Raw genomic sequence first — 15,381 nt, 5'->3', positions numbered from 1 at the left:
CACAATTCGCTATTTAGGGAAATGGATATAATTGACAAATTCATAAGCGGGAGGGATGATTCGCCCCAATACCACAGGTAACAAGGAAGAATATGTACACATTCGTTGCAGACAAGCTTGATGTAGCTTACTTATCCGCAATTCCTGAAAACCACCAACTTCAGGAGTGCGATGTACCTGAAGAAGAGATGGAGCTTCGAGAGATCGTTGAGGTTTGGTATGAGTCTGCCTTCCTACCCGCTTTCAATCTTCAGAAAATAGACATTGAGAACAAAGCAGAGCTCACCATCGTACAAATGCACGTATTCAGCAATGATACGAGCACACTCGCCTTCCTACTAAAAAACAGAGTGTATCGCGCCGCACTTAACAGAATGCTCGGTATTTGGACATTAGAACCCTCTGCAAAAACCGTATTAGAGCAACTTCTTTTCGAATTAAGCCTCGATAACAATCGTCCTCATTAGTAAGCTTTTAAAGTGATTCATCAATAAGCATAAAATTAAACAAACTGCCAAACGCTATAAATTACTAATAAAAGAACGCATTTCAAAATAAGCTCTGGAATCACAAGAACTTATACCTCTCCCACACTTACGTAAAATTTACCGTTTCAAAGTTTCCATATCGGCATTTTTATTCTACTGTTTTTATATAACGACAGTTGGATGGATCCTTATATGGCGATTACGGTTTGGAATAACCTTTCAGTCAAACATAAACTCTTTGGCTTAGTTCTACTTCCCATTTCATTATTACTCTTCCTAGCAGGTAGACAGGCTTATATATTAACGACTCAGTTAACCGATTTTGAACGAACCAATCAGTTATCTGTCTATCTTCAAGATATTTCTATTTTGTATAGAAGTACCTTAGCCTCTAGCCCTGAAGAGTTTGCTACTCAAAGCAACCAAGTAAAGGCAGAACTTAAAAACCTGTCTCCCATCATTTTTTTAGACGCATCTGGTGAAATGAATCAACTTGTTGCCGATTTCAGCGAAGCGACCTTATCGACGATGCAAGTGACTGACACTTACGATAAATTGGATGCCCTCGAATGGCAGAGCGATTTATACAAGCAACTGTTACTTGAAGTAGAGAAAGTCCCTTTTGAAAACACTAAACGTGAAATTCAACAGCACCTCACTGCCCTTCAACAACTTGAGTGGTTGATGTTTTGGTCGAACGAAGAGTTCAAGCTTGGTAGTTCACTGATTGAGATCTTCCAAATCAGCCAAGAGTACGACCCAGAACTCGCCGAACAGATCAAAACCTTGAGTGAAAGACAGCAATTGTTCTTAGAGCGCTTTGTTTCATTGAACGCCAACGAACATCAAGTTTCTTTGATGGTTGAAGTGTTTCGAAATGATGTGTTTGCTCAAAGCCAAGAGATAAGAAGCGCGCTACTCGACCTAAATACAATCAGCCAACTGACGCCACAAGAAGTGTCTGTCGGCTTAGAAGCGATGAGCGCACGGCTCAACTTATTACAAAGCCTTGGCGGCGTAATCAAGCAAGAGTTTCAACAAGAAGTTGAGCAAGCCATCTATGACGCGCAAATACAACGAACCCTGTTTATTTCAATCGTCGCTTTGCTGGCAGCGATTGTTATGGGTTTAACTCTTAGCTTGGCGAGACAAGTCACTAACAACCTTAATTTGGTGTTAGCTTTCTTAAAAAGCGAAAATGATGACACGCGCCCTTCTTTAGATAAATTAATCCAAGGTAAAGATGAACTCAGTCTGTTTGCTCAGCAAGTTGAACGATTGACCATCGAACGAGAGCTCGCGAAAGAGAGATTGACGGTAGCAAAAGAAGACGCAGAGAGAGCCAAAGAGGATGCCGAACACGCGAAAGACAACGCAATACAAGCCAGCAAAGCAAAAAGTAGCTTCTTGGCCAACATGTCTCATGAAATTCGTACCCCGCTCAATGGTGTTATTGGTATTTCGGAAATCCTCGCAGATACGCCGCTTACACCGACACAACGTGACTATGTTGATACGATCGAAACTTCATCCCAACTGCTCCTTAGCTTAATCAACGATATCTTAGACTTCTCTAAAATTGAGTCTGGCATGCTATTAATCAGCCCGCATTCTGCATCGATTAGAGAGTCGATATACGACATCGCCTCTATTGTGGCACCAAAAGCGAAAGAACAAAGAATATCGATTAACGTTGATATCAGCCCAGATACACCAGCTCGCGTGATGATCGACGATCACCGCTTAAGACAGATCCTAATGAACTTTATGTCGAATGCAGTGAAGTTTACGGCTGAAGGTGGCGTAACACTGTCGATCAAAACACTCGAACAATCTGATGATAATGTCACCATTCGATTTGCCGTTCGCGACACAGGTATTGGTATCGATAAACAACAACAGAAGCAAATATTCGAGCCCTTTGCTCAAGAAGATGACTCAACTACACGTCAATTTGGCGGTACTGGTCTTGGCCTCGCCATCAGTACACAGTTGGTCGAACTGATGGGCGGGCAGATTCAGCTCGATTCAGTCAAGGGGGAAGGCAGCTGTTTCTACTTCGACTTAGAATTACCCGTTGACTTGATACTGCCAAAACCAAGTACAGCAACGGCTGATATTTATGTGCTGGGTAACGAAAACATGCTCTCCGAGCGAATCGAGTCCGACCTTAACCTTTATGGTTTGAAGGTTACCGATAAAACGAATGATATAACGGCAATTACAGAGCAGCTCTCCACTCAAAAACACACTAAACCTATTACTGTTGTTTTCGCCGAAGATGACGCATTCCTAGCTAATACCCACGCAGATAACTTAGAAAAGCTGCACCAAAACGGCATCACTATCTGTTTGATACGTTCCTTCTTAAGTGAGCCAGCGGATCTTGGTGACAGCGTTACTGCACAAGTCGCACAGCCCCTACTCGGCTTGCGTTTAATTAAAGCTATTGAGCTTTGTGATACACGAGGTTTGGCGGAACTATCAGAAGCAAGCCAGACATCAGTCGAGATCCAACACAAAATCCTCATCGTTGAAGACAACAAGATCAACCAAAAAATTGCTGGTCTTCATGTCGGTAAAAGTGGTTTTGAATTCGAGTTCGCTAATAATGGTCAAGAAGCTGTGGACATGTTCACCGCTAATCCTCATTACGCGGCGATACTCATGGACTGCATGATGCCGGTTATGGATGGCTTTGATGCAACAAGCAACATCCGAAGAATTGAAAAAGAAACAGAAGCGACGCGACGCATCCCTATCATTGCATTGACCGCCAGTGTCATCGATGACGATATTCAGAGGTGTTTCGACGTTGGTATGGATGACTATGTACCAAAACCATTCAAGTTCGAAATGCTTAAAGAGAAAGTACTCACCGCGGTAGAAGCTATGCCACTACCAGCTTCCTATAAAGCTCAACCTAAGAAACAACCTGCAACTGTCACTCCAATTATCAACGGGGCTGCGACCAAACGTACTTTGCCTGAAGAAGCGGAACAAAACGCAATTCCGAGCAAATCAGAGAGAATCTTGCTAGTCGAAGACAACCGCGTCAATCAAAAAGTAGCTTCTATCATGCTGAAGAAGGCCGGATATGCCTTTGAAATTGCAGACAACGGACAAATTGCCGTTGATATGTACCAGAACGACAGTAGCTTCGACATTATTTTGATGGATTGCATGATGCCTGTTATGGACGGTTTCACGGCAACTAAGGAGATTCGAGAACACGAGAAAAACCAAGGCTTAAGCAAAACTCCTATTATCGCGTTAACCGCCAGTGTTATCGATGATGATATTCAAAAGTGCTTTGATTCCGGAATGGATGGATACGTAGCGAAGCCCGTAAGAAAAGAAAAGCTATTCCATCAAATAGAAAGTGCGACTTGTTAGGAGATACCTCATGGATTGGATTAGAACAATAAAAACACTTCCCCGCAGAGTCATGTTGCCAGTCGCGGTAGGGCTATTAGGAAGCTTGCTTTTTCTAAGCCCTGCTCACGCCGCTGAAGATTATGCCATATTTTCTTTAGACTCCGGATTTGAAGAGATATCAATAAACAAAGCGCGAAAGCTCTATAGAGGGAAAACTAAGCACCTCAATGGCAAACGTGTTGAACTGTCTGATTGGCCTGAGAACAGTGCCGAAAGAGAGGACTTTTATCAGCTTTTGCTTGGAAAAAATGCCGCTCAAATGAATGCACACTGGGCTGGTTTATCTTTTTCAGGAAAAGCGCGTTATCCAAGAGAAATCAAAACGGCGTCAACCGACAGCTTAGTCGACTGGCTTGATGACAAACCAAACCGTATTGGTTACTCCCCACTCTCTTCGGTTCCTCAAAATGCCAACGTTCTCTACGTTATAAGTTCGGAGAAATAATATGAAAAGAATAATTACGTCAGTGTTATGTGCCTCAATGGCCTCTCCGGCTTTTGCGAATATCGAACTTACCGATAATTTATCCTTGAGTGGCTTTGGCTCAACGTCTTGGGCAACATCGGATAACGATAATCCATTAATCATCAACCGCGGTTTTACTGATGAGAGCTGTTACGACTGTGATACCACATTTGGTGTTCAACTCGATTACTTCTACAACTCATTCAAAGCTTCCGTGCAAGTTGTCAAGCCACCCCAATATGATTGGAGTGAGCCGCAGCTAGAGTGGGCTTACTTAGGTTATGAATTTAATGACTTTGATGTCAGCATTGGTCGATTACGACTACCATTATTCCTTGCCTCTGAGTACTACTATGTAGGCCAAGCCTATATGACCGCGAGGCCACCTACAGAGGTGTATAACAGCGTTCTCGGAATCACAGCTTTCAATGGCATAAAAGTGAGCTGGACTCACGATGTCAGTGACGAAGCTACTCTTTTACTTACTCCGTTTATCGGCATAAAAGATAAAAATGACGTAGATTTCAACTCGACTACAAAACTGGAATTTGAAACCAACCGAATGTTCGGTGCCAATCTTCAATTGAGCGGTGAAAACTATCGTTGGAACTTGTCATTCCTCGACTCCAATTTTGATCAAACCGTTTCTGGCACGATTACAATCCCTGGGACTTCGATAACAGCTCCATTCAGTAGCAAACAAGACAACCAACACATTCAACTTTGGTCATTAGGAGCAGAATACGAACTGGGTCAATTTGTTTTGACAAGTGAAGGACAGATCAGTGACATCTCGTCCTCGATGTACGCTAGTTTGGGCTACAGACTAGATTTATTCACTCCATACGTCGTTTACGGAGCAGAGTTTGATTCTCACGAACACCTAACAGGAAACAGCTACCTAATTGGTGTGGATTACGATGTGTTACCTAACGTCTCCATCAATGGCGAAGTGCAATATTTTGAGGCTCGTAAAGCAAACGGTGCCTTTGTTGAGAATTTCAACGCACTTACTGGTTTTGATGACAAAGATGCCGTCCTTTATACCATCATGTTGAGTTTCGTCTTCTAACCCAAAATTAGACAATCACCATTAAATAAAAGCCCAAGGTAATCAAATAACCTTGGGCTTTTTAATGCTGGTAAGTAAGCAACGCTTAGTATTTAAATAATACTTTCACGTCACCTGTTAAAGCGGCTTCATCTACATAACCAATTGCATTGGTTTTTGAAGCAACCGTTATAATTGCTTCGTTGTAGTCTGAAACCTGGATTGGAGCTTCAGCTTTACCGGTAAATACAAGTCGCGACCACGCTGATTGAAGTTGTGATTCGCTGCGTCCCGTTGCCACCTCATGGAAGGCAAGTCTGCCTTCAGAACCATCAGCTAGCTCGATGATCTGTGCTTTAGTACCATTCGATAGCTTGCTTTTCTTACCCATGAATAACTTTTTAACGTCTGATTTAGATAAAGAATCAACGCCAGCATTGTTACCAATCACTACCATTCCAGCAGAAGCGTTAAATGAAAGAACCGCTACGGTTATTGCTGCCAGTAAACTTTTCATATGGCCTCCTTAGAATACGAAATCAAGACGTGCTGAATAGACAATAGAGCTGTCTTCAAGGTAATTACCCGTTGCAATATATGGGCTTACTGTTGTTTCAACATTACTTTGGAACCCACCACTAGTATCGCGGTAATCGACATAGGTCACATCCGCTTTTAAAGACATGTTCTTAGCGAAATCCCAACGGCTACCAACAGAGTAAGAAAGACGCTCGTAATTCATCGACTCTTGAATAGCCGTCGTAGTCATGTTCTCACGTTCTTCGTTGTCTGTTGTTTCAACCCAGCTAACGGAAACGTAAGGCGTAAATTCATTGACTCGGTAACCAACCAAACCAGAAACCGATTGATAGTCATAAAACTGCCCTTCCAATTGAACATCTGCAGCTTCTACGTTAACTAACAGATCACCATTGTCATATTGAGCACCCAAAGAGATGAACTGACCATCTTGGCTATCTAGCATTGCACCCAATTGACAATACGGGTCTTGTGAGTTTTGGAAATCACAAGATGGATTAGATTCAGCAACAAAATATGAACCACGGAAGGTAAAGTCATCTACGTTCCAGTTGGCACTGATACCGAATAGTTTATCTAGTTTCACCTCACCAACAATTGAGTCATCTTCATCAATAGTACCGATACCAACCACTGGCTGAAGAAGAATACTTGAATCTTCAAGTTCAATCGGAATCAATAAATCAGCACCCGTGTAGCCCTTCAAAACAATGTTTTCATACAACTCTTGAGAAGGCCTGATCATTGGATACGCATAGCCAAGGTCTGTGTAATCTGAGTAGAAAAACAAAGGTAAACGCAACTTACCTGCTCGAGCTGTGAAGGCCTCAAAATCATAAGAGGCATAAGCCATCTCAATTTTTGGCTCATAATCATAACGGCTGTTTGCAACGATTTGCGTCACGAACTTAGCACGCTCATTTACTTGAAAATCAAATTGTAAGCCTGCTAATGTCTCTTGCTCCCAATCTAATTTTTCGTCGGTATAACCCGCATAACCTATCGCATTGTCTGACTTACCGATGCCTACAGAACCAAATCCACTAATTCGAAGATCATCCATGTTTGCAGCATTTGCTCCAAACGCCATACTTACTAGGGCAGCAACCACTGTCTTCTTCATAACTAACTCCAATTGTTATGTGATTTTTCGTTTTTATATAATTGTTTTTGTATAATCAGCCCATATTTGGGGCATACTGCCGCCCTCCTTAAGGCATAGCCGAAAGGAGAGAGGGAATGATTCTAGGGAACTTAACTGACTTTAAAGTGGCCAGTTAGTGTTGAAAGGTTACGAGTCACTTTTTGAATATCTTGCGCCACGGCGTCCACTTGCTGAACGCTGTTACTGGTGCCTTCTGCCATCTTGCGAATTTCTTCGACAAAAGTTTCAATACGAGTGGAGGTTTGCTCCTGCTCTTCAGTCGCAGCGGCAATACTTTCGTTTCGTTGACTGATTTCGATAATATCTGAAGTAATTTTCTGCAGAGAATTTTCCGCGACAATTGACTTTTCAACACAAGTTTCGGCTTTAACTACGCTATCAGAAATAATCGATGACGCAGTTTTTGCTTGGTCTTGTAACTGTAAGAGTACAGATTGAATTTCTTGTGTAGATGATTGAGTTCTTGATGCTAACGTTCTTACTTCATCAGCAACGACAGCAAAACCACGGCCTTGTTCACCAGCGCGTGCAGCTTCAATTGCCGCATTAAGCGCAAGCAGGTTGGTTTGCTCTGCAATCGCACTGATCGACTCAAGTATCGAGCCAGCACTTTGTGTGTTGTCATTTAGCTGTTTAACCACTTGAGATGCATTACTTACATCATGCGTTAATTCTTGCACGGCTAAAATCGTACTCTTGACTTGCTTCTCTCCTAAGCTTGCTTGCTCACTCGCACTGGAAGCTGAAGTCGAAGCATCATTAGCGTTCGTAGCGATTTCTCTAGCGGCAAGAAACAATTGATTTAATGAACTTGATACTTCTTCAATAGAGAGATGCTGCTTAGTCGACAACTCACTTGTTACTTGACTTGATTTAACAAGTGAACCAGAGATCGTGTCCAGCTGAGTAACGTTACCTATAGTGTGTGTGACGTTCTGTTGTAAATGAGAGACAAAGTTATTGAATGATTCAACTAAAGGTTTCAGTTCGTCATTTTTTTCATGCTGTAGGCGAACCGTTAAGTCTCCATCCCCTTCAGCAATATCACGCATTTTGTCACTGATATTCGCGAGATCTCTACGTATACCTTTCACCACAAACCAACCAAAGATACACATCGCAAGCATGGCTACAGCACCAGACACACTCATGATTTGGTTAGCTTTTTTATTGTTTGATTCTAGATCTTGTACCGCGTTTTCAAACTCTGATTGACGAGCCAAAGAAAACTTATGCATACCCAAAGTAAGCTCATCTAAGATTGCGGTGCTCTGTTTTGCAAAGCGCCCAGCTTCGCTAAGGCTGATCTCTTCATCTATCATGCCTTGAGCAACTCGGTAAGCTAACTCAAAATATTGATTGGTTTGATTTTGCAAAAGTGCAGATGAGCTCTGTAATGAAGGATCGAGAGAGATTTGAATGTTGAAGTTATTTTGAATCTCAGCGAGAGTTTGCTTGTTCATCTCCAAAATCTCGTCATCGCCTAGAGTCACTGCCAAATTAAAGCGCTCGGCTAATTGAGAGATCAATACACTATTCAATGAAGCCGCATTCATAACCGGATAAGTAACTTGATCAATTCGATTAACCTGTTGGGTGTTACTGGTTAACGTATCCCCTCCGACAAATAGAATACTAGTAAATCCTACTAGCGACACTAAACATAAAGCCAAAATCCTATTTTTGATCGATAGTGTAAACATAAGCTCCCTTTGTTAAACAGTATGATGAACTGCAAATGTATTTTGAATAATAACAGATCTGACCAGTATATCAATCTGTCACACCGAAAATGGTGACAAAAATGTTAATATTATTTATAAATTATTATACAAGTAAGAATAACCATATAAATCAGCATGTATAATTAACTACTTTATTAAAAACGAGTTCAACATCAAACTGAACACCTCTCCATAAGACTGTAATTCATCATGTTCCAAAATCGCTTTAGTTATTCAAAAATTAGGATTTCAAGATAGTTAAATTAATATTGAGAACCCAAGTTTGCCCTTACATTTAGCTTCGCAATAAATTTAAGCCGCAAAATTCTCTACTATTTAATGATTCTGTCAGCAGCGTCAGTGTTGTGTAAAAAGGCTGCAAACTCACGAACTTCACCGCCCTTACTCGGTCAATCTTAGAGCGAATAAACAGATACCTTAAACGGAGAACGCATGCGAATAGCGACTTTATCTTTAAGTTTGGTTTCAGCGGTCGGTTTCGCGGCTAAGCCAAATCCTTTTCCAATTACGCCAGACGAAACTGGCGAAGAGTTTATGGTAAGTGCAACGAATCCATATGTAAGCAACACTGGGTATTCGGTACTCAAGCAAGGAGGTAATGCAGTCGATGCAATGGTGGCGATGCAGATGACAATGTCGGTGGTTGAACCGGATATGACTGGGATTGGCGGCGGTACTTTTGCGCTGTTTTACCAAAAAGACAAAGACCAAGATTGATCGCACCAAACCTTATGACCCAACGGGTTTGCTCGTCGAAAAGAAAACCTACGCCGAAATGTTAGTACCAGAGTTCATGCAGCTTGGTTATCCGGTGCATGTCATTCCAGTCGTCAGTGGCTTGAATGCCATTGAAGTCAAAGATGGCAAGATCTATGGCGCGACCGACAGACGCCGTGCATCAAGCTCTATGGGTGAATAATAAAACGAAATGGGCAAGTAACAGGCTTGCCCTTATTTTGTCTTTAGTTGCTTGAACCTCGTCTAAGCAGTTCATGGATGCGAAAAAGCCAGTCGAACGTGTCGACTGGCTTTTCATTATAGGCTTCGCTAATTACTCATTAGGATATTATGAGCTTGGCGCTACTCGTTTATCTTTCAACTGATCAATAACATAGTCAGGAGCTACTTTACCTAGCTCACCTAAGCAATCATCGGTCTTTTCATTTCCGTAGCGCACATAGATATCGCATACCGCGTATAGCTGCTCTGGAGAACCAGAGATCAAATATGCTTTCTCGAACGATTTAGTCGACTTGTCGATATCCAACTCTTCTTGTAATACCCCATTTAGGTACCAGTAGTAGCTGTTATCTTTCGCTAGCTTCGCTGCCACTTCAATCTCTTTGGCTGCCGCAGTTTTGTCTTCAAGGCGAACCAGAGTCAACGATTTCGAATAATGCAGAGCGGCGTTGTTTGGCACGCTCTCCAAACCACGATCTAATACTTCGACTGCTTGCTTATCTTTGTTCTGAGCTCGAAAATTATCTGCGTAGCTCAACCAAACTTGCGCTTCTTTTGGATGCGTATTGATCAGCTCTAGATAAACCGTTTCCGCCTTATCCCAGTCATTGTGCCAACGAAGCACATCAGCAAACAGTAATTGGTACTTTTCAGATTCTTGCGTTTCCAAGAAGCTAATAAGCTCTATGACTGGTGGTTCAATTTGTGCTTTCTGCTCGTCATCCAATGCATTGAAGTCACGGACTAGGTTTGACGTTGCCGTATGGCGAACCATGGTATCGCTGTCTTTTAGCAAGGGTGAAACTAACGCCCAGCGATGTTCAAGTTGGTAAGGTTCAGAACCGATAACCGCCGCTTCACGAACTTCAGGGTTTTGATCTTTTAAGCCTCTTGCCACCGCCACCAGCGAATTTTGGCTTGGATATGAAGCAAGCTCTTGCAGTGCACCAGTACGATTTTCAACAGATTGATTCTGATCTTGTGCCATGTAAGACAACTGTTGAATGCGGGTTTGAGTGTCCGTCATTTCAAGCACTTGATTGATATTTTGTGCTGGCGCGTCAACCGTTTGTTGAACGCTATTCGCAGCCATCGCAGACGTTGAAATTAATGCGGACGTTGAAATCAATAAAGCAACAGCCGTCGCTAAACTCTTCTTCATCATAGTATTACCTTAAACTGGAGAACTTAGCCTGTCCTTAGACTCGTATCTGATTAAATTTATCTTGGACCTGTTGATCCAAAGAACGAGTTAAAACTTGGTCTCGAACGTAGCTTGTTGCGCCTGTTTTGCTCGATGCGCCATCAATACTGAGTCGCTGAATTTACCATGAGCAACCGGATGCCCCATCGCGCGAGCGATGTACGCCATCGACTTATCGACATGAGAAAAGAACTTATGCCAACCTGCACATAAGTAGTTCAAGCCCGGTTCGCCTGCACGAGTTTTGATAAAGCGGTTCTTAGGGCACTCACCATGACAAGCGAACTTGTAATCACACTGCTGACATTGACTGGTCAGTGTGCGGGATTTAGCAAAACCAAACTTTTGCTGTGGTGCGCTGTACGCCAAATCATCAAGTTTCTCGTGATGAATATTGCCAATTTTGTACTCAGGGTAAACATAGTGGTCGCATGAGAAAACATCGCCATTTGGCTCCATTGCCAAGCCCTTTCCGCATATCTCATTCAAGGTACACAGTGGGTTCGGACGCCCAATCCATGTTTCTACGCTCGCTTCAAAATACTGAACAAACACCTTGCCGATGTCGTTCTTGGCCCACTCGTCAAACACAGAAATCAAGAAGTTACCCCAAGCCAAGTCCGACACACACCACGATTCCATGATTGAATCTTTATGGCCGGGGATCAGGCGTTTGTCGCCTTGTTTAAGCTGCTCGCTTACTTGGGATGTTTGTGGTGCAACCGTTCGGAACGTTTTCTGTTCAACGATAGGAATAAACTGCATTTGCGGTGACTTCACAACATCACGTAGGAAGCGATAGACCTCAAGTGCATTTTGACTGGTGAGGTTATTCACACAAGTAAGCGTTGCGAACTTCACTTGGTGTTTGTGCAGCAGCTCCACAGCCGCCATCACTTGTTTGAATGTGCCACGGCCAGCTCTGTTAACACGATAGGCATTGTGCAGCATTTCGGGACCATCAATACTCAAACCGATCAGGAAGTTGTTCTTCACAAGAAACTCCGCCCAATCATCATTCAGCAAGGTACCATTGGTTTGTAAATCGTTTGAAATCAATACACCTTCAGGTTGGTACTTCTTCTGTAGTTCAACCACACGTTCAAAATAGGCCAAACCAAGCATGGTAGGTTCACCACCCTGCCATGAGAAGATGATTTCTGCCGTGTTTTGACCTTCGATGTATTGTCGGATGTAGGTTTCTAACGTCTCATCATCCATTCTTGGAGAACTGCCTTTCTTGTACTTCAACAAATCTTGCTTACTTAGGTAGTAACAATATTTACAGTCAATGTTGCATGCTGCGCCAATCGGCTTAGCCATGACATGCAAGCGCTTAGACGCTTTACCGTTATATTGTGGACCTTGAGTAATATGCATGATTTACCTACCTATTTTAGTATTCTGGACCCATCATAATTCCTATTCGAACAGGTGACATGTTATACCCTTTATAACCAATAGGAATGACCTTAAACGTTAGAATTAGACCCTATTTCGAACATCTGAGGCACGTGATGAAATTTCTTAATTACAAACAGTTAGCAACAATTAGCAGCGTCACCATGACTATCCTTCTGAGTGGCTGTGCAAGCGTGCCTACACACCCCATCGCCCAACAAATTGACCAAGAGATGGTGTTGGTTGAAGGCGGCACATTCACCATGGGGTCGAACGGTCCAGAAGCGACCAAAGCAGAGCGTCCTGCACGTAATGTAACTGTAGATAGTTTCTATATTGCGAAGTTTGAGGTGACTCAAGAATTGTTCGAATCGGTGATGGGTTCATCTCTCAGTTATTTCCAAAACCCACAAGTTCCGGTCAATAACCTTAGTTGGCAGCAAGCAAACTATTTTGTTGAGCAGTTGAATGAATTAACGGGTGAAGAATACCGTCTGCCTACTGAAGCTGAATGGGAATTTGCAGCCAAAGGTGGCAATAAAAGTAAAGGCTATACTTACAGTGGTTCCAATAACTTAGATGATGTTGCGTGGTACTCAGCAAATTCTAAAAATAGCGCACATCCAGTCGGGCTAAAGAAACCAAATGAACTAGGCTTATATGACATGACAGGAAACGTGGGCGAGTTTGTTATCGATGCCTTCGATGACACCTTCTACCGATTCGGTCCAACAGACAACCCTAACAACGCAAAACACAGCGACGTCGGTTTATCACACAAATCGGTTCGCGGTGGCAGCTTTGCTTATGACGAAAATGAATCTGAAAGTTACCGTCGTGACTTCGCAAGCCAATCGATCACTATGTCAGATATGGGGCTGCGTTTAGTTAAGGATGTGAACTAGCTAACGAAGCGAACTAACTAAAGATGCCGAAGGTTATGGTTCACTAATCGTCACCAACAATACTAAAAATACGATTCGCAATGCACACACGTTACAAATCTGGCCAAACGTTGGAAACCTGACCAAACATTAGAACTCAGCGGCAACAGTGAATAAGGAAACTCTATGCAATACACCAAGCTTTCAGGACTAACCCTCGCGTTACTCTGCGCTCTCCCAGCTTCAGCTGAGGAAAAGCCAAATCTAGTCCTTCAAATCACGGTAGATGGCCTGCGCGCAGATCTAATCGAACGATATAAGCACAACTTCGGTGAAGGCGGTTTCCGGTACTTAATGGATGATGGTACCTACTACACCAACGCAAACTACCAACATGGCAACACGGAAACGATCGTGGGCCATGTGTCTCTTGCAACAGGTGCTCCACCGAGCGTACACGGCATGGTAGGTAACGTTTGGTATGACCGTAGCGAAGAACGTTTGGTGTATAACGTAGAAGACGGTAACTACCAAATGCTGACCTCTGGTGCAGGTGTCGATAAAGCAACAGAGATCGACCCAACGCAGAAGACAGCACAAGGCGATGGCCGCTCTCCAGAGCCAATACTCTCCACCACGTTTGGTGACGAACTGACGATTTCCAATAGTGGCAAATCAAAAGTATTCGGTGTATCAGTGAAAGACCGCGGCGCAATCTCATTGGCAGGACACAGTGGTAAAGCCTTCTGGTTCTCCAAAGCACAATCGGAGTTTGTCACCAGTAACTATTACTATGACGAGTATCCAGATTGGGTATCACGCTGGAACGAGAAAGCGATTGCTGCTCAGTATTCCAAACAGAAATGGGAGCTCTCATTACCGCGTGATAAATACACGTTGCAAGAACACGATACCGAACACAAAGTGAAACTCGGTGACTTCCAACGCACCTTCCCTCATCCTTATGGCCCGGCAAGTTACAAGTACTACAGCACAACGCTAACCGTCAGCCCTGCTGGTGACGAAATCACGGAAAACTTCGCTAGCACCTTGTTGATGCAAGAGAAGCTTGGCCAAGGCGACGTGACCGATTATCTGTCAGTGAGTTTCTCATCAAATGACTACGTGGTGCACCTTTACGGCCCTGAAAGCCTAGAAACAGAAGACAACCTTATCCGACTTGATAAGACTCTCGCTAAGCTTTTCAAAACCGTGGATAACCAAGTCGGGCTAGAAAACACATTGATTGTGCTGTCTGCCGACCACGGTGTACCTGAATCTTCACCTGCGGCAAATGCGCTTGGTTTCAATCAAGCTCAATACTTCAATAAAGACACACTACTCTCGAGTGGTGTTGAGAAACGATTGAAGGATGAATTTGGTTTAACCAAAGACGCGATTCGCTTGTACGCACAACCTTACATCTATCTGAATCATGATCTGATCGCTGAGAAGAAGCTTGATCTGGCTAAGGTCCAAGAAGCTATTGCGGATGAAATTGCAAAAGTGAAAGGTGTTGCGTTTGCTGTATCAAGTAGTGACATTGCGGCTAACCGAGTACCGGATACGCATGTGATGCAGCTAATTAAAAACAACTACCACCCTGCTCGTTCTGGCGACGTGTACGTAGTATTTGCACCGCGCAGCTACATTAACGACATGGAAGGCCTCCAAATTGCCTCTACACATGGTTCTCCGTGGAAATACGACACTCATGTGCCTGTGATCTTTGCAGGCTACGACGTTGAAGCTAAGAAGGTATCGCGACCAGTGACGCCATATGATATTGCGCCAACGCTTTCGAACAAACTGGGTATCACCCAACCAAGCGGGTCAATCGGAGAAGTGCTGCAAGAGATCACTGAGTAGACTCAATCTCTAAGGTTTCGTGAGCTAGATTTCGAATCCAGCACCCACTCAATAAAAGAGCCGTTTATCTGTTTCTGACTCACTAGGTCGAAACAAATAAGGTTCATCGCGCATTAGCGGGAACTAAAAACAAAAACGGTAGTAAGTGACATGGTTTAGTCGCCAAACAA

At 43.2% G+C, this 15,381-nt stretch carries 11 protein-coding genes and 2 pseudogenes; 8 read left to right on the top strand and 5 right to left on the bottom strand.

Annotation, left to right across the window (positions count from 1 at the left end; all coding sequences use genetic code 11):
• Positions 1 to 92: 92 nt before the first annotated feature.
• The 4 genes from AB4209_RS09540 (at position 93) to AB4209_RS09525 (ending at position 5,464) form a co-directional block, all read left to right on the top strand.
• Positions 93 to 467: a hypothetical protein gene (locus AB4209_RS09540; protein WP_017060464.1), complete on the top strand. Its 375-nt coding sequence runs from the start codon at positions 93 to 95 to the stop codon at positions 465 to 467.
• A gap of 213 nt (positions 468 to 680) precedes the next feature.
• Complete coding sequence (locus AB4209_RS09535; protein WP_102393125.1) at positions 681 to 3,884, top strand: response regulator; 3,204 nt, start codon at positions 681 to 683, stop codon at positions 3,882 to 3,884.
• A gap of 10 nt (positions 3,885 to 3,894) precedes the next feature.
• Entirely contained in the window at positions 3,895 to 4,371 is a 477-nt protein-coding gene (locus tag AB4209_RS09530; protein ID WP_017060466.1) for a hypothetical protein, read from the top strand.
• A gap of 1 nt (position 4,372) precedes the next feature.
• Complete coding sequence (locus AB4209_RS09525) at positions 4,373 to 5,464, top strand: porin (RefSeq protein WP_102321120.1); 1,092 nt, start codon at positions 4,373 to 4,375, stop codon at positions 5,462 to 5,464.
• Positions 5,465 to 5,549: 85 nt separating this feature from the next.
• Here AB4209_RS09525 and AB4209_RS09520 read toward each other — a convergent pair whose 3' ends face one another.
• From AB4209_RS09520 to AB4209_RS09510, 3 genes are all read right to left on the bottom strand, one after another.
• On the bottom strand, positions 5,550 to 5,960 hold the full coding sequence (locus tag AB4209_RS09520; RefSeq protein ID WP_010429296.1) for a phosphate ABC transporter substrate-binding protein: 411 nt from the start codon (positions 5,958 to 5,960) through the stop codon (positions 5,550 to 5,552).
• A gap of 9 nt (positions 5,961 to 5,969) precedes the next feature.
• A complete protein-coding gene (locus AB4209_RS09515) occupies positions 5,970 to 7,106 on the bottom strand; it encodes an outer membrane beta-barrel protein (protein ID WP_016768816.1) in 1,137 nt (378 codons plus the stop codon).
• A 131-nt stretch (positions 7,107 to 7,237) separates the two neighbouring features.
• A complete protein-coding gene (locus tag AB4209_RS09510; protein WP_102393124.1) occupies positions 7,238 to 8,704 on the bottom strand; it encodes a methyl-accepting chemotaxis protein in 1,467 nt (488 codons plus the stop codon).
• A gap of 621 nt (positions 8,705 to 9,325) precedes the next feature.
• On the opposite strand from AB4209_RS09510, the pseudogene AB4209_RS09505 reads away from it, so the two are divergent.
• Together AB4209_RS09505 and AB4209_RS09500 are read left to right on the top strand one after the other, a co-directional pair.
• Positions 9,326 to 9,604, top strand: a pseudogene (locus AB4209_RS09505) (gamma-glutamyltransferase); the annotation flags it as partial.
• A pseudogene (locus AB4209_RS09500) lies at positions 9,600 to 9,812 on the top strand (gamma-glutamyltransferase); the annotation flags it as partial. The pseudogenes AB4209_RS09505 and AB4209_RS09500, both read left to right, overlap by 5 nt.
• A gap of 147 nt (positions 9,813 to 9,959) precedes the next feature.
• Here AB4209_RS09500 and AB4209_RS09495 read toward each other — a convergent pair.
• On the bottom strand, positions 9,960 to 11,018 hold the full coding sequence (locus tag AB4209_RS09495) for a HEAT repeat domain-containing protein (RefSeq protein ID WP_102393123.1): 1,059 nt from the start codon (positions 11,016 to 11,018) through the stop codon (positions 9,960 to 9,962).
• 87 nt (positions 11,019 to 11,105) lie between these two features.
• Positions 11,106 to 12,437 carry an anaerobic sulfatase maturase gene (locus AB4209_RS09490; protein ID WP_102393122.1) on the bottom strand — a complete coding sequence of 444 codons (1,332 nt, stop codon included), beginning with the start codon at positions 12,435 to 12,437 and terminating at the stop codon, positions 11,106 to 11,108.
• A 137-nt stretch (positions 12,438 to 12,574) separates the two neighbouring features.
• Between AB4209_RS09490 and AB4209_RS09485 the strand changes: the two genes are divergently transcribed.
• Together AB4209_RS09485 and AB4209_RS09480 are read left to right on the top strand one after the other, a co-directional pair.
• Positions 12,575 to 13,363, top strand: coding sequence for an SUMF1/EgtB/PvdO family nonheme iron enzyme (locus tag AB4209_RS09485; RefSeq protein ID WP_017060470.1), 789 nt, complete (start codon positions 12,575 to 12,577; stop codon positions 13,361 to 13,363).
• A gap of 165 nt (positions 13,364 to 13,528) precedes the next feature.
• Positions 13,529 to 15,211: an alkaline phosphatase family protein gene (locus AB4209_RS09480; protein WP_017069461.1), complete on the top strand. Its 1,683-nt coding sequence runs from the start codon at positions 13,529 to 13,531 to the stop codon at positions 15,209 to 15,211.
• Positions 15,212 to 15,381: the final 170 nt, after the last annotated feature.

This window comes from Vibrio sp. 10N.286.48.C11, from assembly GCF_041469805.1.
Classification (GTDB): domain Bacteria; phylum Pseudomonadota; class Gammaproteobacteria; order Enterobacterales; family Vibrionaceae; genus Vibrio; species Vibrio crassostreae_C.
The sequence above is the reverse complement of the archived record's forward strand: the minus strand, read 5'-3'. Positions and strand labels throughout refer to the sequence as shown.

Excerpts from the sequence above, each read along its gene's own strand:
- AB4209_RS09540 (WP_017060464.1), top strand. The coding sequence starts at position 93 with ATGTACACATTCGTTGCAGACAAGCTTGATGTAGCTTACTTATCCGCA.
- AB4209_RS09520 (WP_010429296.1), bottom strand. The coding sequence starts at position 5,960 with ATGAAAAGTTTACTGGCAGCAATAACCGTAGCGGTTCTTTCATTTAAC.
- AB4209_RS09525 (WP_102321120.1), top strand. The coding sequence starts at position 4,373 with ATGAAAAGAATAATTACGTCAGTGTTATGTGCCTCAATGGCCTCTCCG.
- AB4209_RS09495 (WP_102393123.1), bottom strand. The coding sequence starts at position 11,018 with ATGATGAAGAAGAGTTTAGCGACGGCTGTTGCTTTATTGATTTCAACG.
- AB4209_RS09515 (WP_016768816.1), bottom strand. The coding sequence starts at position 7,106 with ATGAAGAAGACAGTGGTTGCTGCCCTAGTAAGTATGGCGTTTGGAGCA.
- AB4209_RS09530 (WP_017060466.1), top strand. The coding sequence starts at position 3,895 with ATGGATTGGATTAGAACAATAAAAACACTTCCCCGCAGAGTCATGTTG.
- AB4209_RS09490 (WP_102393122.1), bottom strand. The coding sequence starts at position 12,437 with ATGCATATTACTCAAGGTCCACAATATAACGGTAAAGCGTCTAAGCGC.
- AB4209_RS09510 (WP_102393124.1), bottom strand. The coding sequence starts at position 8,704 with ATGAATGCGGCTTCATTGAATAGTGTATTGATCTCTCAATTAGCCGAG.
- AB4209_RS09485 (WP_017060470.1), top strand. The coding sequence starts at position 12,575 with ATGAAATTTCTTAATTACAAACAGTTAGCAACAATTAGCAGCGTCACC.
- AB4209_RS09535 (WP_102393125.1), top strand. The coding sequence starts at position 681 with ATGGCGATTACGGTTTGGAATAACCTTTCAGTCAAACATAAACTCTTT.
- AB4209_RS09480 (WP_017069461.1), top strand. The coding sequence starts at position 13,529 with ATGCAATACACCAAGCTTTCAGGACTAACCCTCGCGTTACTCTGCGCT.